Genomic DNA, 14,651 nt, shown 5'->3' with positions numbered 1-14,651 from the left:
TGACGAGCGCGTCCTACGCTGCGTGCCGCACTATAGCGCGGGCACGCGGTTTGAGCCAACGGCAGTCTTCGCGGAGGAGTCCGAACAGGATCATGTCCTCTCCGGCCGGCCCGGCGCGGCGCAGGCGGCCCTCCTGGGCGAACCCGAAATGCCGGCACATCGCCAGCGACGGGTCATTGTGCTCGCTGACGAGCGCGGTGATCCGCCGGTTTCCGACCTGCAGGAACGGGTAGGCCATGGCGTGCACGCAGAACTCGCGGGTGAACCATCGGCGCGAGCCGTCGGACACCACGTGGATGAGGCAGTCGCCGTCGCTCCACGTGTCGAAGATGACGACGCCCCGGATCTCGCCGTCGGTCTGTCGCCCGATCGCGTGCGCGTCCTGGCGGAAGCGGAACCCGGGATAGCCCATGCGATCGACCGCCCACGCGAGGAGGCGGTCATTGTCGTGATAGACAAGCTCGGAGGTCACCGCTGGCTCCTGCGCACCAGTCCCCACTCCTCAAGGACGCGGATCGGTTCCTCGCGGCCATAGGTGATCGCGTGGTCCACCCCTCTTGTGAGGCAAAGGGTCTTGATCTCCAACTGATCAGCGGTTGGTCTGCCCTTGTCCCTCTTCAATTCGATGAAGCCGACGCCCCGCGGGCCGATGCAGATGAGGTCGGGAAGGCCACGCTTCAAGCCGTACTGGCCATGGGCATTCTGGTTGGGGATGGCGGCCACCAGCGTGTCAGGCAACCCGAGGGCCTTCCAGTGCGCGATCACGGCGCGCTGGATCTCGCTCTCACGCATTGATGAGGCGCGCCTGTATCGCCTCGATGAGCGCGACGAGGCGGCGCTGGATCTCGGCGACGTCCTTCTGCAGCGCGTCGAACTCGGCCTTGGTCGGCGTCGAGCCGGCCGCCGCGACCGATTGCAGCCTGGTCGACATGCGCATGAGCCCGTCGAGATCCTGCAGGCGGACGGCGGCCTCTGCGATGGCGCGCGGGCGCCGCCCGTCGAGCGTGGCGAGACGTTCCTGCATCAGCTCGGGCGTCATGGTCATGAGGTGAGATCCGCCATGCTGGTGGCGAGCGTGATCTGCTTCACCGAGACGTTGCTGCGCACGGCGATCTCCCATGACCGCGCCTTGAAGCCGGCCGGCAGCCGCACCGGCCGGTCGAGATGGCGGATCGAGAATTTCGGCTCACCATCGGCAATGACGATGGCCTCGAATTCGGGGCCGGAGATCGCTGCCAGCGAGACGGAGAACACGTCGCCGCCGACGAGAAGCTCTCCGATGGGCTTGGCGTTGATCGGCGCTCCGAGGTCACTGATCGGAATGGCCGCTGCCAGCTGCGCCAGCACCGCGGCGCGATCGGCATCGAGCGCCGCCTGGTCGGCGGCCGTGAGGGCTGCAAGCGAATCCACAAGGATGACGCCGAAGTTGTGCGGCGCCGGCAGGAGGAACTCCTTGCTCGACCACGACAGCACGTTGGGCGATCCCTCGGTCGGGTGAAGCTCCTGCACCTCGCCGGATCCGGGGGCGCAGTAGTAGAGCGCGCTGTTCCGCAGGTCGTACCAAGCGGCGCCGGCGGTGATGGTGTGGCGGACGAGGAAGGCCGTTCCGGACAGGTCGATGGCGAAGGCGCCGGCATTGCGCCGCGTCCCCACCATCGTGTCGTAGAACATCATGTAGCGCTGGCCGAGCTGGGATCCGATGGCGGTCTGCGGGGACAGGGCCTGCCAGTCGTCCTTGCGGAAGAGGTTGCCGGTGACGAGCGAGGGCGTCCCGCCGGCCGACATCGACACGAGGCCGTCATGGCTGGGATAGCAGACGGCGAAGCCGAGGTTCACGACGCCCCGGGCGTTGATGCAGGGCAGGTTCAGCTCGATGCGCTTCTGCGCCATCGTGCTGGGATGCGTCCCCTGGGCGACGTAGGGCTGGCCCTCGGTCATGATGAGGAGCGTGGTGTCGATCGCGGCCAGCGCGACCACGGGATAGTCCACCGTCAGGACGTACTTTTCCGGCCAGGCATGCGGCCGCCACGGCTCGCAGAAATATACGTCGCGGCCGGTGAACGCCGCCATCATGCCGTTCGCCATGGAGACAAGGCCGGTCAGTCCATCGGGCGGTGCGTTCCAGTCAGCGCTGGGCAGGCTCTCGCCGAAGGTGTCGACCGGGACCGTGTCCGTGAAATCGCTGTTCGAGGCGTTCCGCTCGGCGATGAGGTAGAGATAGGTGCCGACCTTGCCGGTCTGGCTTCGATAGATCCGCTGCTTGGTGATCCCGCGGCCGGCGGGGGCGCTGGCGAAGCCGGTGAGGGTGACGGTCTTGCCGGACTGCCACAGCAGCTCATTGCTGACCGGGCACGGTTCGCTCTCCTCGCCGAACGAGGTCACCCACGTATAGACGTAGAGGCGCGTGAACACCTCGCCGGTACCGCTGCCGGTGGCGGAAGCGGTGAGCGCCGCGGCGGGCGGCGGCAGGGCCAGCGGATAGACGACGCCGGCCACCTGCATCTTCGGGGCGCCGTCGCCGGTGTAGTAGAGCCGGTCCTGCGCCACCGGACCGGGGGCGAAGTGGACATCGCCGGCACGCGACAGCCAGGTGCCGTTGTGGCGGTAGATCGTGCGGTGGTTGGCCGTGACGGTGGCGACGAGGCGCGAGCGCCGTGTCGGCGTCAGGCCGCCATCGTCAAGGCGGACGTCCCAAGCCTCGCGGGCGCCGGCATCGGGCAGCATTGTCGGCAGCACGCGTGGCTGCTCGCCCGAGAAACCGGTGATCCCGACCTTCATGGCATTAACCCCACGGCGCGGTGACGTCGGCGAACGCCTGCTCGATTGCCGCAAGCGTGGTGACGGTGCCCGCATCGATCGCCGCCAGCACCTCGCCCTCTCGAGCGAAGCAGGCATCGACATGGGCGAGCACCGCGGCCGACAGCGCCGTGATCGTCGCGGCATCGAGCGCGATGAACTGGCCGTCGGCGCCCTTCCACTGCGTGACGAAGCCGGGATCGGCGACCGCCTGGATGCGGGCGCCCATGATCATCATCTTCGAGCGATCATCAGTGTGCACCGAGATCCCGCTGACGGTGATGCCGCCGGTTTCGCGGCGCCACCGCGCATCGGCTGCTGCGGCTCGCAGCTGGGCGGCCGTCGGCGGACGCGGGGCGCGCTCCGCGTCGAATGCGGCCAACTCGGCAGGCGAAAGCGGGACACGCACGCCATCGACATACCTGCAGGGGGTGGTGTCGGTGCTCATCAGACGATGCCCTCAAGCTTGTAGTGGCCGGAGATGGTGCCGGACCCCGGATAGATCTGGATGGCGTTGTTCGCCTCGTTGTTGTTTCGGGCGCCGCCGGCCGTGAGGAAGCCGACGGGAGCGGCGTTCGCTGCGGTGTAGTAGGCGGTGCTGCGGGACCGGAAGAACGTGCGAACGGTGGCATCACGGGCGTCGTAGATGTCGAGCTCGTTCCACACCCGCTGGTCGGCGGTGGTGCCGATCACACCCATCAGTTCGCAGAAGCTGTTGTTGGTCCAACCGGTCCCGACCGCGGAGCCATTCGACTTGTAGAGCCAATCGTAGCTGTAGTCGGAGGCGCCGGTTGCCCACGTCGCGCCGCCGTCCGTCGAGGTCCGCATGACCAGCGCGGCGGCAGCCGACATGATCGCGCGAGTCGTCAAACGGAAGCGCCGGAAGCCCTTGGGCAGGGTGATCGTGAGCGACGAGGCCGCGCTGAACGACACCTCGGCGAGGAGCGCGGTGTCGGAGAGGTAGAACACCTCCCAAGTGCCGATGCCGTTGGAGACGAGGTAGCACTGCTGGCCTTGGGACATCGTGAACGACGTCGGCGAGCCGAGCCCGCTATGGACGCGGAAGACGTCGGTAGAGGACCGCTGGAACGTCACCGTGACGGCATCGAGGACCTTGAACGGGCCGAGCACCGTGCCGGCGGGGTGGCTCGCCGCGGCGGGGATCGTGATCGTGTGATCCGCCGAGAACGGCAGCCACGCCTGATTGGTATCGGCAGCGGCGGCGGTAACGCCCGCAGTCGAGCTGCGGAGGCCCTTGATGCCGTTCAGGTTGGCCGAGTGGAGCATCTCGCGCCAGGCTTCCCACGTCCACACGCCTCCGGTTTCCGAGCCGCCGCGGATGAAGGTGCGGCTGGTGGTGTACGAGGACAGGATCTGCGTGCGGGTGTTGCCGCCGCCGAAAACTGCGAGCGAGAAATAGGAGACATCGACACCGGCCGGGCCGTTCGTCGGCGTGGCCGCGAGATAGTAGGAGCCCGGGTTGGTCAGCGCATTGATGTTGGGGTTCGCCGCGCTGATGATCTGCTGCTGGAAGTAGCGCGCATCCTGCTCGGTCTGCGACAGCTCGGCCCGATACCATGCGCCCCACGTGCCGGAGTTGAGGTGGCGCCGGAAGATCTTGGTATTGGTGCCCACTGCGGACAGCGCCTGGACGGTTTGCACCGCGAAATTCGCGTTTATGGCGGACTGGATGGTCCAGCCCACCCAATAATCGGTGCCGGCCGCACCATCGGGGGTGTTCTGGACGTTCTCGGGTGTGCCGCGGTTTGAGGCGTAGAAGCCGGTGGCCGTGGCGGTATTCCAGTCGTTCACCGCGGCGCCAGTGGCGCGGAGGCGGGTCGGAAGCCCACCCTCGGGGATGGTGCCCGTGGCGTTGGCGAGATCGAGGTAGTAGGCCGCGCTCTGCGCGTCGAGGAGATCGGCATCGAGGCCGGATCCGGTGCCGTCCACTGTCAGCAGAAGCGCGAGCACGGCCGCCGCATTGAAGCCGCTGGCATCGAGCTTGGCGGCAAGGATGGTGAGGATATCGGACAGGGCGCCGGCGGTGAGGCGGTGATCGACGCGGGCGCCGGACGAGAACGCCTTGGCGGTGGTGCCCTCCTGGGCGCGGGTCACCGTGAGGTTGGCGCCGCTGCGCGCCGTGCACCGCATCACCTCGATGTTGCCGGAGCCGTCCACGACGGTGATCGGCGCCCAATCGCCACCGGTCGGGCTGGGGAACAGCGCCGCGTCGCCGGACTGCACCGTGATGGTGGTGGAGCCGGTGGTGATCGAGGTCGCGAGGGTCGAGGTCGCGTTGTTTTTGAAGACAGGTGCCACGATCAGGACTCCCGGATCCGGAGGCGAAAGGAGATCTCTTTGGTGCGGCCCTGCGCGGTCACCGCGCGCACCGTGACGATGGCGGTGTCACCGGTCACGCCGCCGGAGATCCACACCTTCACGGCATCGGACGAGACATCGACCTGATCGGCGGTGGCCGTGGATCCGGTGATGGTGGCCGTGGCGGACTGGATGACGTCGCCGGTCGGCAGCCAGCGCGCACCGAAATCGACGTCGTAGTCGAGCCGGTCGGCTGGATCCTTGGCGACGTTGACGGTCAGCGCGCTCATGGGCCCCTCGATGTGAACTGGCGGGACGTCTGCTCGAGCGGGACCACCAGCACGCGCTCGCGGGGCGCCCGCTGCCGGTAGCGCCAGAACAGCGAGCCGGCGCCGGCGATCGTGATGGTGCCGGCCGCCGTGAACTGCGCGCGTCTGGTGGCGGCTGCGACGGTGGCGAGGACGAGATCGCTGGCCGAGGACATGCCCTGCCGGCGGCGGAACAGCGCGACATTGCCGGCGGCGAGGGTGGAGACGGAGGAGATGCCCTGTCGGCGGCGGAACAGCGCCACCTGCCCTGCGGTCATGGTGGAAGCGCTGCGCATGGAATGGCGCTGCGAGAAGCGGGCGACGGTGTCGACGGCCATCGTCGCGGTCGCGCTCATCTCGTGCGTGACCGAGCCTCCGTTGAGCACGAAGGCGTTGAGGACGTCGCCGTTGACCGCCCCGCGCGACATCAGGTCACCGTGAGGTCAAGCTCGCCGATCCGGATGACAAGCTCATCCGTGACGGCGATGGTCTTGGAGGCGGTGAGCGCGCCGGAGAACAGGCAGTTGCCGGCGCTCGGCGCGTCCCAAATGGCGAAGTGGGTCACGACGACGGCCGAAGCGCCGTTGTTGGCCGGGAACAGCACCTGCAGGGCGTTCTCGATCGCCTTGGCGGTGGCCGCGGTGAAGCCGGTGCCGACCGCGCCGGCCTGGGCGGGATCCTGCCGGGCATAGGCCGGCCAGTTGCCGACCGTCACCTCGTTAGCGCCGGTGAGCCCTGGATCTGCGGTGTGGAGGGAGATCCAGACGCGCGACGGCGCCGTGAAGGCGACGCCGCGGAACAGCAGGTCGAGGATCTTGTTGCCGGCGTAGGTGGAGGCGGGCACGGAGCTCTCCCGGTCAGGGAGCGCGTCCTACGCTGCAGGCGGCACCATAGCTTTTCGGTCCGGTGGTCGCAATGCGGGCGCTGTCACCGCCCGCATCGGGGCTGATCCCTTGCGTTTTACCAGCCACGGCCTGCCGCCTACACCACCGTCCCTGTCACGGGACGCCGGCTGATTTCCAGCCGCTCCCGCTCGGTGTCGTCGGGCCCGATGGGTCCGACCACCTTCGGCGGTTCCTTGCAGCGGTCCTTGCACCGCATCCGGCGGGCGAACAGGTGCAGCGGCACGTCGTCCGGATAGGCCGGCAACAGATCCCACGGCACATCGACGGTCTTGCAGGCGCACCGCAGGCGGAGGTGCGTCTTTCCCGCGGCGATGGCGTCGGCCTTGGTCCGTGGATCCATGTCGCGATGATAGATCCCGGCCGGCCCATGAAAAAGGGGCCGCCTGTCACCAAGCGGCCCGAAGTCTAGGGAGGAAACGCCCAAGAAGGGCTGCGTGGTCAAGCAAGGGGCTTTACCGCGCCTCCGGCCATTCGCGGCCGAAGATCATTCCGCCTCACGCGAGCGAGCGGCGGTGAAAGTGTCGGCGGTCCCACCACACGTCGAGGAAGCGACGAAACCGGGTCGACCTGGCGGCGAGCGAGGACAGCACGAAGGCGGTGGCGGCGGTGACCGTGGCGACAGCCAGGGCGCCGAGCATGATGTGGAAGGGCGCCGGCAGGATCGGCAGCACGTCGCGCAGCATCTGCGGATAGTGCTCATAGACGCCGGGCGCGATCACGAGGGCGGCGAGCCCGACGGCGACGACAAGGCTGATGGCAGCGCCGATGAGGCAGAAACGGGCGTAGCGCGTGGTCTTCATGCTGGCTCTCCTGCTTTGCCGGATCCGCCGGCGCGGGTCAGAAATAGCTGGGCTTGGTGCGGGCCTTGGTCCGCAGCTGCGTCATCTGTTCTTTGACGCGGATCGAATCGATCTGCTGCTCCCACTTCCCCCACAGCGCCGCTCCCAGCTGGGGATTGGCGATCTCAAGGTTGTTGGTGAGGAGCACCTTGGCCGCGGCGGCGCCGGCGAGCGCGTCATGCCAGCGATCGGCGATCGCCTCGGGGATGGTGAGGGCGTCGCGGGACGGCTTGAGGATGAGGCGCACCGACAGGTCACCGGGCTGGCGGGGCACCACCGCGACCGTGTTCCACGCCTTCTGCACGATGTAGCGGGCCATGCCGTCATTGTCGGTGTAGCGGAACTCCCAGCCCGGCTGGTTGTCGTCCAGCCAGGCGACATCGACGGCTTCGAGCGGGCGCTGGTCGAGATAGGCGGCTTCGATGCGGATGATCTGCGCATCCTGCGTCGTCATCACCGCCTCGCATTCCGGGGTGGTGACCTTGAGCGTCTCGGATTCGCGCCACGACAGGCTTGCCTCGCAGAGCTGCATCGCGGCTTCGCGCAAATATCGGATCGCCAGCGGCTCCGGGCAGGCCGGCACATGCACGAGCACGTCGGGCAGAAGCTCCTCGAGCTCGATCATCGCTTACGATCCCGGTTCGGACTGGTGGCGGCTTCGACCTGGATCTTGAGGCCGATGGCGGTCGCGAAATTCTGGTAGTGGATCGCGGCGCGGCCCTGATTGGCGGCGAAGTCGTCCTTCTGCTGGGCGCGATAGACGACATAGTCGACCACGGCGCCCGAGTAGATCTGGTCGAGGCCGACGTCGCCGCCATAGCTCGCGACGTCATCGGGTGCGGCGCTTGGGGTCAGGAGCGGCGGGCGATAGGAGACGACGCCCTCGATCACGCCGGTACCGGTGTTGCCCGGGTACACGTAGAATTCGAGGGGGTTTTCCTCGTCAAAGATGAACTGCCGCACCTCCTTGCGGAACGGTACGCGCTTGGGGTCGTGCCAGTCCGGTTCGGAGGTGTCGAGGAGAGAGCGGATCACCGGCCGGATCGCCCGGCCGCCGATGCGCGTCTGACCGCTCACCGTCACGTTGCGCGTCACGCCGATCAGGCGCAGCGGGGTCGGAGATCCCGATGTCGGCACCTTCTGCAGCGTGCCTTCGACCATCGGGATGGCAATGGTCATCGATTTCGCCGACGGCTTGGCGAGGAGGATGGCGTCAACCGCCTCGTTCACCCACTCGACAAGCTCGGGCAGCGGCCAGCGCGTGTGGTCCTCGTCCTGCAGGAGGACACCGGCGCGGGTGAGGATCTGCACGCCGGACAGCATGGATCAGGCCTCGGGGTTCGCCTTGGGCTTGCGACCGCCGCGGCCCTTGGGCTTCGTCGCGGGCGGGGTGGCGTTGGCCTCGCCGTGCTCGCTTTCGGGCGTGCTGGGGGCACCTTGCTGCTCGCCGGTGGCGCCGGCGCCGCCCTGGGGCTGCTGCCCGCCGGCGCCGCCCTGGGGCTGCTGCCCGCCGGTGCCGCCCTGCTGCTGCTCGCCGGTGGCGCCGGCGCCGCCCTGGGGCTGCTGCCCGCCGGTGCCGCCCTGCTGCTGCTCGCCGGTGGCGCCGGCGCCGCCCTGGGGCTGCTGCTCGCCGGTGCCGCCCTGCTGCTGCTCGCCAGTCGTGGCGGCGCGGGCGCGCTTCGGCTTCGGCTCCTCCGGAACCTCCGGCACCTCGCGATAGTGGGTCACCGCGAGGAATAGCGAGCGATCGAGAAGGTTCAGGACCCTGGCGACATAGCGGCCGTGCTGGTCGCGCGAGAAGTCATAGGTGGTGCCGTTCACGTGCTGCGTGGCGGCCCCGAGGGTGCATTCGATGAGAGACATAGCGGCGCGTGTCCTTGAGAGAGGGGAGCCGCCGGCGCTAGGCCGGCGGCGGGTTGAACGCGGGCTTACTCGGCCGCGTACAGGACGGTCAGGCCGATGGTGCCGGCCTGCGGCGTAGCCGCCGCAGCGGCCACCTTCACGCCGATGGCACGCTGGATGTTCGCGCGGCCGGTGCGGAAGGCCGTGACGATCGACGGCTCCACGACGCCACCGGTGCGACCGATGGTGGCGCCGGCTACGAACTCGGCGCCGCAGGTGCGGGACTGGTTCGGATCGCCGGCCTCGCCCGACATGATGCCGACATCGAGCGACAGCGTCGGCGTGCCGTTGCTGTCGAGATCATCGCAGTCGAAGGCGACGATATCGACCACACGGCACCCGGCGGGGATCACCGCCAGCTCGAAAATGTCGTTGAGGGCGAAGTTGGCCGGAACGCTCATGGCGAAGCGTGCAGCGCACACCATGCCGGCAACGGCGGGATACGGGACATCCTTGATGCCCTTGACGTGGTCGCTCTGAAAGATGGCCATGGACGGCTCCTCGGCGAAGATGATGGGAGGGAGGATGCGAGCCCGGCTCGATAGCCGGGCTCTGATGCGTCACTGGATCCCGGGCGATCAGCCCGGGTTGGCCGCGTAGGTGTCGATGGAGAGAACGCCGAAGTCCGCGCCGTTGAAGCGGGTCTTCTTCTGGCCGACGATGAAGCCGGCCATGACCTCCATCTCATTGCCGTGGTCCTTCGGCTCCTCGTTCCAGAAGGAACGCATGCCGTTGTTCGAACCGTAGGCAATGACGCCGGCCTGACGCCCGAGGAAGAGCGCGCGGGCGGCGGCGAGGTTGGCGCCGGAGCCGTAGTCGTTGAAGCGGATCACCGACTCGTGGGCGTGGAGGACGACGTTCTTGATCATCCCGAGGCCGCCCTTGAAGATGGGGTTGTTGCGCCCCTCCGCCTGGGCGGCGGCCTTCTGCACCTCAAGCCAGCCGGTGACGCCGCTCTCCTGCCGCAGGTCATGCTCCTGGAAGGGAGACATGAGGCAGACGTAGTGCGACTCGCCGTTGATCATGACCGGCATCATGTTGGCCTTGGTCGGGTCCACCGCGCGCATCATCTGCGCCTTCACCGCGGCGCGCTCGATGACGACACGCGACATCGTGGAGGCCGTGGTGACGTTGGCCTTGGCCGTGGCCGTGCCGCCGTACATGAGGTGGGCCGAGTCGGGCGCCTGGATGGGGTTGTTGGCATAGCCAACCCACGACGCCGGCTCGAAATAGTCCTCGTTGATGCCGCGGGCACCCGAGAGGTAGATGAACATCGCCTCGTCGTGGTACTTCGCCCAATAGTCGGAGAGGCGATCCTTGGCGATCGAGCGCAGATTGTGGGTCGTGCGCTTGCGGGTCATGCGACCGCCAGACGACACGGTCTTGCGCATCTGGTCGATGCTGATCGTGTCGGTGAAGAAGCGCAGGTTCTCCGCCTTGCCCTCGACGCGATCATCGCCATAGGTCGGCGTGCCGCGCAGCTGCACCGAGACGTCGAACGAGATCGTGTCGCCGGCCGCCGATTCCAGATCGGTCAGCTTCTGCACGAGGCTGTTCTGGCTCTCGCCGATGAACTTGCGTTCAAAGTACGCTTTGCGGAGGACTTCGAGGAAAAGGGTACCAGACCACCGCTTGGCGGCCTTCGGGTCACCGACAGGGATATTCGTGGGTCCAGCCATGGACGCGGCTCCTGTTGTCAGGAGCGCGTCCTACGCTCTGTGTTCGCTTGGCCTTTTTAGCTGCAATCAGCCGGCCGCGCAATTGAGGGCGTCGTTATCCGCACCGAGGCGCGGGCGAACGCCGGATAGACCGGGCGCGAAGGCGGGCGGGTGGATCCCGAAGAAATCCCGCTCGACGCGCAGCCGGGTCAGGATGGCGAGCCGGACCTTGCGGCCGGACCGATCCAGCACCTTGATGGCGGCGCCGGTGTCCGGACCATCGCCGATCCGGACACCTTCGTTGGGCTCCAATGTCAGTATCAGCACCAGCCCCCTCCCCTGCGCCCTACGCGCCCTGCTCGTAGCGCTCGCGCTGCTCGTCGGTGAGCTTGGCCAGCGCCTGCTCGTATTTCAGCGGATCCGTCTGCAGGAGACGGTCGAGGTGGGCGAACTCGCTGCCCTGGCCGGTGTCTTCCAGCGCCGCGGCCGGGATCGTGGCCAGCGAGGGAGGAATGGCCGGCGGCGGCGGAAGCGTCTTGCCGGCCGGGGCGCCCTTCGCGGGCTGGGCACCCGCGGCCTGCTGGGGCGCTCCGGTGAACCGGGTTAGCTCGGCCTGCACCTGCTGGTGCGCCTGGTGAAGGATGGCGGGGTCGAACGGCCGCTCGGAGTTGTTCTGCAGGCCGCGCACCGCCTCATCCAGCATCTTGAAGAGGAGCGAGCCAGGCTCGTACTGCGGATTGGCTTGGATGAAGGCGGTGGCCGTCTGCTTCCAGCCTTCGAGCTGCGTGTCGTAGGAGATCTCGGCGCGCAGCTTGGCCTCGCGCAGATCGGTCTCCTCGCGATTCAGCGCCGACAGCTTGGACTGGAACTCGGCGCCGGTGAGATCGCCATCATCGAACTGCCGGGCAAGCTCGGTGCGCTGCTGTTCGAGCGTGGAGATCCGCCGCTCATAATCGGCGGGCATCTCATAGATCGGGAACGGCGCGGCCGCCGGCGGAGCCGCGGTGTCCTTGGACTGCTCCGCCGGCGGCGGGTCGCCAGCGGCGGGCTTCGCCGCGGCGGCCTCGGCAGCTGCAGCGTCGGATCCCGCGCCGGCATCGGCATCGCCGCCGCCTTCGGCGTCGGCCTCGGCATCATCCTCGCCGTTCTCGGCGCGCTCCTCGGCCTCCAGCTCGGCGAGGCCCTCGCGCTCCTCGTCGGTCAGCTGGTCGATCTCGTCCTTGGTGAACTTAGACATTCACGGCTCCCTGCGGTGGTTGGGGTTGCGGCGCTGCTTGCGCTTGGGCGGCTTGGGCCATGGCCATCGCCTCCTGCGCTTCGTTCTTCTGGTCGGTGACGGACTTGAACCCGCTCTCGCCGAGAATGTGGTCGGCGACATGTGTGATGCCGGGCTGGGCCACGGCGGCGCCGGCGGCATCCATGGCGACGCGCTGGCTCTGCACCTTGGTGTTGGTGGCCTTGGCCTCGATCTCGGCCGCTTGTGCGATGAGCTTCCGGATCTCGGCCTCCTTCTTCTTCAGCTCGGAGAGGGCCATCTGGATCGTGAACTGCTGCTGCTGCATCTGCAGCTGCTTGCGGGCCATTTCGTCGGGCGTCGGCTCTTCCTGATCGGGGTCCGACATGCCGGTGGCCTGCCGGATCCGCTTCACGATCTCCTCGCGGTTCGGAATGTCCATGCTCTCGATGAGGAGATCGAGCACCACCATCACCAGCTGCGGCGCGCCGGGCGCCAGCTTGGCGAGGAGCGAGAACAGCTCGTCAGCCTGCGCCTGGCGGATCGTGGCGCGCCAGTCGGCCTCGGTGATGGTGAAGTCGGCCTTCGAACGGGTGATGTCGTTTTCCGGCAGCTCGTCATTGACCTCGATGTATTGCGGGTTGCCGCGCTTGTCCGTGATCCGGAACGCCTTGCGCTCCGTCATGAACTGTTCGAGGAGGCTGCACTGCTTCTCGCCGGATTTCTGCTTGGCGTAGCGCAGATTGTCGAACAGGCCGGAGGTGGCCATCTGGCCCTGATCCTGCCGGCTCTGGATGGCAATGCCGGACGTGGCATTGGTGCCGCGCCCCATCAGCTCGTCGGTCACGCCGGACGACTGCTGAACCATCGCGATCGAGCGGCTCATCAGCTCGAGGTGCCACTGCGACAGGTCGCGATCGGCGTTGATGTCGATGTTCTTGCCCGCCTTCTTGACGATGACGGCATCGGGGCGGGCGATCTCTTCCTCGAACGCGGCGATGTCATCGACGGCGCCCTCGTCCATGATGACCTTGTTGGTCGAGAGGATATGCAGCGCCTTAGAGGCGCGCTTGTTGATGTCCTCCTGAATGTCGCGGATCCGGCGGATCATGCCGTAGGGCAGCCCGTTGCGGCCGCGGCGGAAGCCCCACACCGGGGTGAAGGGGAACCGATTGTGCCGGTACGGGCTCGGGCCCATCCACAGCATGCCGAAGGTCGTGAAGATCGCGCAATTCATGCGCATCGTGGTGCGGGTCACCACCTCGCTTTCCCCGGCGGCAATCTCTTCCTGATGGCCAGGGGAGCGCGGGTCGTAGATCTCGCCGGCGAACATGCCCTTGGAGATCTTCGGCACCTCGGCCGGGGCGCGGTACCAGCACTCGATGAGCCGGACGCGGCGGCGGTGATAGCCGCCGATGGCGTTGTCGCTCCGGCGCCCGGTGGTGACGCGGTCGAGATCCATCTCCTTCTGATCCATCGGACCATCGCCGTAGAGGCTTAGCTCCACGAACTGGTCGACGTTATCGACGGACGACTCGATGATCTCCTTGCGGTTCTTGAAGATCGCGCAGGCCACATCGACGTCCACCCATTTGGACCGGAAAATGTAGCGGCCATCGCTGTAGTCCATTTCGCTCGCCGAACTGTCGCCGAGCATCTCGCGCCAGTTGCAGTAGCGGGTGACGATGGGCTCGTTCTCGGTGCCGTCTTGGATGGCGTCCTCGATCCAGCCGCAGCCGACCTTGACCGCATCGGCGAAGGCGCGGGACCAATGGAACGGGCTGTCGTTGCAGTCCGAGAGGTATTTCAGAAGCTCGCTTTTCCGCTCGGCGGGCTTGGCGTCCTTCTTGCGGCGCGGCAGCACCTTGAAGTCGGAGCGGGCGCGCCGCTCGGTGCCGAGCACCCAATCGATCGTGGTCGCGGTGACGTTATAGACGAGGGCCTTCTGGCCGCGGGCTTCGAGGATCGCCTTGTCGTCGTCGCTCCACTGCTCGTTGTCGTAGAAATCCTCGTCCGTCGCCATTTCGCGGCGGTTCTCCGCCTGGCGGTCGATCTCGCGCAGATAGTGGTCGAGAAGGCGGCCGTGCAGCTCGATCGCGGCATCACCATCGAGGAGCGAGGCGGGCGGATCCTTGATGGCCTCGCCGCCTGGGGCGATCGGAGAGACGTATTCTTTGCGGCGAACGCTTCCGTCCGTTGCCTGAAGGTCAAACATCGGTTCGCATCTCTCTTTCGATGATGCGGCCCGACTCCCTCTCCTTCATGACGACGTCCCCGAACACGACTTGGTCGCGCTTCGGCGCGGGGGGCATCATCACGAGCTCGTACATATTGTCGTTGATGATGGTGAGGATCGCGACGCGGTTGGCGGCGTTGTCCTCGATGTCGAGCTGCTCACAGGCCTTGCCGGCAAGCGTCCATGCCAGCTGCTTGTCGCCCATGCCGGCGAGATCCACGGCATAGGTCGGCAGGTCGACGTCATCATGCACGACGAAGATCCGCAGATCGTCGCTGCCGAAGGATCCGCGCCGCATGATGACGAGGCAGCGGCGCCACTCGCCGATACCGTGCTGGCACCACGTCCCGATGGCCATGAACATGCCGTGCGGGCGGCGGAAGTGCCACCGGGAGATATCAACCTCGGCCAAGGCACGCCCTCTGATGAGTGCTCCGAATAGCCTTGGCTAGGC

At 67.3% G+C, this 14,651-nt stretch carries 20 protein-coding genes; all 20 read right to left on the bottom strand.

Translation table 11 applies throughout. The features are described from left to right. Window positions 1-13: 13 nt before the first annotated feature. Complete coding sequence (locus tag C8P69_RS02890; protein WP_108174346.1) at window positions 14-472, bottom strand: GNAT family N-acetyltransferase; 459 nt, start codon at window positions 470-472, stop codon at window positions 14-16. Beyond that, a complete protein-coding gene (locus C8P69_RS02885) occupies window positions 469-792 on the bottom strand; it encodes a PDDEXK family nuclease (protein ID WP_108174345.1) in 324 nt (107 codons plus the stop codon). The genes C8P69_RS02890 and C8P69_RS02885 overlap by 4 nt, the downstream gene beginning before the upstream one ends. Beyond that, window positions 785-1,045 carry a hypothetical protein gene (locus C8P69_RS02880; protein WP_108174344.1) on the bottom strand — a complete coding sequence of 87 codons (261 nt, stop codon included), beginning with the start codon at window positions 1,043-1,045 and terminating at the stop codon, window positions 785-787. The genes C8P69_RS02885 and C8P69_RS02880 overlap by 8 nt, the downstream gene beginning before the upstream one ends. Further along, the gene (locus C8P69_RS02875; RefSeq protein ID WP_108174343.1) at window positions 1,042-2,778 is read right to left on the bottom strand and encodes a hypothetical protein; all 1,737 of its coding nucleotides are present in this window, start codon (window positions 2,776-2,778) and stop codon (window positions 1,042-1,044) included. Before C8P69_RS02875 ends, C8P69_RS02880 begins: the two co-directional genes overlap by 4 nt. Window positions 2,779-2,782: 4 nt before the next feature. Further along, window positions 2,783-3,244, bottom strand: coding sequence for a DUF4376 domain-containing protein (locus C8P69_RS02870; RefSeq protein WP_108174342.1), 462 nt, complete (start codon window positions 3,242-3,244; stop codon window positions 2,783-2,785). Beyond that, window positions 3,244-5,115 carry a pyocin knob domain-containing protein gene (locus C8P69_RS02865; RefSeq protein WP_108174341.1) on the bottom strand — a complete coding sequence of 624 codons (1,872 nt, stop codon included), beginning with the start codon at window positions 5,113-5,115 and terminating at the stop codon, window positions 3,244-3,246. Before C8P69_RS02865 ends, C8P69_RS02870 begins: the two co-directional genes overlap by 1 nt. A 2-nt stretch (window positions 5,116-5,117) precedes the next feature. Next, complete coding sequence (locus C8P69_RS02860) at window positions 5,118-5,405, bottom strand: phage fiber-tail adaptor protein (RefSeq protein WP_108174340.1); 288 nt, start codon at window positions 5,403-5,405, stop codon at window positions 5,118-5,120. Continuing rightward, a complete protein-coding gene (locus C8P69_RS02855) occupies window positions 5,402-5,851 on the bottom strand; it encodes a hypothetical protein (RefSeq protein ID WP_108174339.1) in 450 nt (149 codons plus the stop codon). The genes C8P69_RS02860 and C8P69_RS02855 overlap by 4 nt, the downstream gene beginning before the upstream one ends. Next, window positions 5,851-6,267: a phage tail fiber protein gene (locus C8P69_RS02850; RefSeq protein ID WP_108174338.1), complete on the bottom strand. Its 417-nt coding sequence runs from the start codon at window positions 6,265-6,267 to the stop codon at window positions 5,851-5,853. Before C8P69_RS02850 ends, C8P69_RS02855 begins: the two co-directional genes overlap by 1 nt. A gap of 137 nt (window positions 6,268-6,404) precedes the next feature. Beyond that, the gene (locus C8P69_RS02845) at window positions 6,405-6,668 is read right to left on the bottom strand and encodes a hypothetical protein (protein WP_108174337.1); all 264 of its coding nucleotides are present in this window, start codon (window positions 6,666-6,668) and stop codon (window positions 6,405-6,407) included. Window positions 6,669-6,822: 154 nt separating this feature from the next. Then, the gene (locus C8P69_RS02840) at window positions 6,823-7,128 is read right to left on the bottom strand and encodes a hypothetical protein (protein WP_108174336.1); all 306 of its coding nucleotides are present in this window, start codon (window positions 7,126-7,128) and stop codon (window positions 6,823-6,825) included. A gap of 37 nt (window positions 7,129-7,165) precedes the next feature. Next, window positions 7,166-7,792 carry a hypothetical protein gene (locus C8P69_RS02835; protein WP_108174335.1) on the bottom strand — a complete coding sequence of 209 codons (627 nt, stop codon included), beginning with the start codon at window positions 7,790-7,792 and terminating at the stop codon, window positions 7,166-7,168. After that, window positions 7,789-8,490 carry a phage adaptor protein gene (locus C8P69_RS02830; protein WP_108174334.1) on the bottom strand — a complete coding sequence of 234 codons (702 nt, stop codon included), beginning with the start codon at window positions 8,488-8,490 and terminating at the stop codon, window positions 7,789-7,791. Before C8P69_RS02830 ends, C8P69_RS02835 begins: the two co-directional genes overlap by 4 nt. 3 nt (window positions 8,491-8,493) lie before the next feature. Continuing rightward, window positions 8,494-9,030 carry a hypothetical protein gene (locus C8P69_RS23415; protein WP_146167275.1) on the bottom strand — a complete coding sequence of 179 codons (537 nt, stop codon included), beginning with the start codon at window positions 9,028-9,030 and terminating at the stop codon, window positions 8,494-8,496. 65 nt (window positions 9,031-9,095) lie between these two features. Continuing rightward, window positions 9,096-9,560, bottom strand: a complete 465-nt coding sequence (locus C8P69_RS02820; RefSeq protein ID WP_108174333.1) for a hypothetical protein — start codon at window positions 9,558-9,560, stop codon at window positions 9,096-9,098. Window positions 9,561-9,647: 87 nt separating this feature from the next. Then, a complete protein-coding gene (locus C8P69_RS02815) occupies window positions 9,648-10,748 on the bottom strand; it encodes a N4-gp56 family major capsid protein (protein ID WP_108174332.1) in 1,101 nt (366 codons plus the stop codon). A 66-nt stretch (window positions 10,749-10,814) separates the two neighbouring features. Next, window positions 10,815-11,054, bottom strand: a complete 240-nt coding sequence (locus tag C8P69_RS02810; RefSeq protein WP_146167274.1) for a carbon storage regulator — start codon at window positions 11,052-11,054, stop codon at window positions 10,815-10,817. A 19-nt stretch (window positions 11,055-11,073) separates the two neighbouring features. Further along, complete coding sequence (locus C8P69_RS02805) at window positions 11,074-11,964, bottom strand: hypothetical protein (RefSeq protein ID WP_108174330.1); 891 nt, start codon at window positions 11,962-11,964, stop codon at window positions 11,074-11,076. After that, a complete protein-coding gene (locus C8P69_RS02800) occupies window positions 11,957-14,176 on the bottom strand; it encodes a portal protein (protein WP_108174329.1) in 2,220 nt (739 codons plus the stop codon). Before C8P69_RS02800 ends, C8P69_RS02805 begins: the two co-directional genes overlap by 8 nt. Then, entirely contained in the window at window positions 14,169-14,609 is a 441-nt protein-coding gene (locus C8P69_RS02795; protein ID WP_146167273.1) for a hypothetical protein, read from the bottom strand. The genes C8P69_RS02800 and C8P69_RS02795 overlap by 8 nt, the downstream gene beginning before the upstream one ends. Window positions 14,610-14,651: the final 42 nt, after the last annotated feature.

It is taken from the genome of Phreatobacter oligotrophus, from assembly GCF_003046185.1.
Lineage (GTDB): Bacteria > Pseudomonadota > Alphaproteobacteria > Rhizobiales > Phreatobacteraceae > Phreatobacter > Phreatobacter oligotrophus.
Note: the sequence above shows the minus strand (reverse complement) of the source record. Positions and strands in the feature narration are given on the sequence as shown.

What these genes read in the sequence shown, in the direction of transcription:
- C8P69_RS02885 (WP_108174345.1), bottom strand. Translation starts at nt 792, where the DNA reads ATGCGTGAGAGCGAGATCCAGCGCGCCGTGATCGCGCACTGGAAGGCC.
- C8P69_RS02880 (WP_108174344.1), bottom strand. Translation starts at nt 1,045, where the DNA reads ATGACCATGACGCCCGAGCTGATGCAGGAACGTCTCGCCACGCTCGAC.
- C8P69_RS02875 (WP_108174343.1), bottom strand. Translation starts at nt 2,778, where the DNA reads ATGAAGGTCGGGATCACCGGTTTCTCGGGCGAGCAGCCACGCGTGCTG.
- C8P69_RS02870 (WP_108174342.1), bottom strand. Translation starts at nt 3,244, where the DNA reads ATGAGCACCGACACCACCCCCTGCAGGTATGTCGATGGCGTGCGTGTC.
- C8P69_RS02860 (WP_108174340.1), bottom strand. Translation starts at nt 5,405, where the DNA reads ATGAGCGCGCTGACCGTCAACGTCGCCAAGGATCCAGCCGACCGGCTC.
- C8P69_RS02855 (WP_108174339.1), bottom strand. Translation starts at nt 5,851, where the DNA reads ATGTCGCGCGGGGCGGTCAACGGCGACGTCCTCAACGCCTTCGTGCTC.
- C8P69_RS02845 (WP_108174337.1), bottom strand. Translation starts at nt 6,668, where the DNA reads ATGGATCCACGGACCAAGGCCGACGCCATCGCCGCGGGAAAGACGCAC.
- C8P69_RS02840 (WP_108174336.1), bottom strand. Translation starts at nt 7,128, where the DNA reads ATGAAGACCACGCGCTACGCCCGTTTCTGCCTCATCGGCGCTGCCATC.
- C8P69_RS02835 (WP_108174335.1), bottom strand. Translation starts at nt 7,792, where the DNA reads ATGATCGAGCTCGAGGAGCTTCTGCCCGACGTGCTCGTGCATGTGCCG.
- C8P69_RS02830 (WP_108174334.1), bottom strand. Translation starts at nt 8,490, where the DNA reads ATGCTGTCCGGCGTGCAGATCCTCACCCGCGCCGGTGTCCTCCTGCAG.
- C8P69_RS23415 (WP_146167275.1), bottom strand. Translation starts at nt 9,030, where the DNA reads ATGTCTCTCATCGAATGCACCCTCGGGGCCGCCACGCAGCACGTGAAC.
- C8P69_RS02820 (WP_108174333.1), bottom strand. Translation starts at nt 9,560, where the DNA reads ATGGCCATCTTTCAGAGCGACCACGTCAAGGGCATCAAGGATGTCCCG.
- C8P69_RS02815 (WP_108174332.1), bottom strand. Translation starts at nt 10,748, where the DNA reads ATGGCTGGACCCACGAATATCCCTGTCGGTGACCCGAAGGCCGCCAAG.
- C8P69_RS02805 (WP_108174330.1), bottom strand. Translation starts at nt 11,964, where the DNA reads ATGTCTAAGTTCACCAAGGACGAGATCGACCAGCTGACCGACGAGGAG.
- C8P69_RS02800 (WP_108174329.1), bottom strand. Translation starts at nt 14,176, where the DNA reads ATGTTTGACCTTCAGGCAACGGACGGAAGCGTTCGCCGCAAAGAATAC.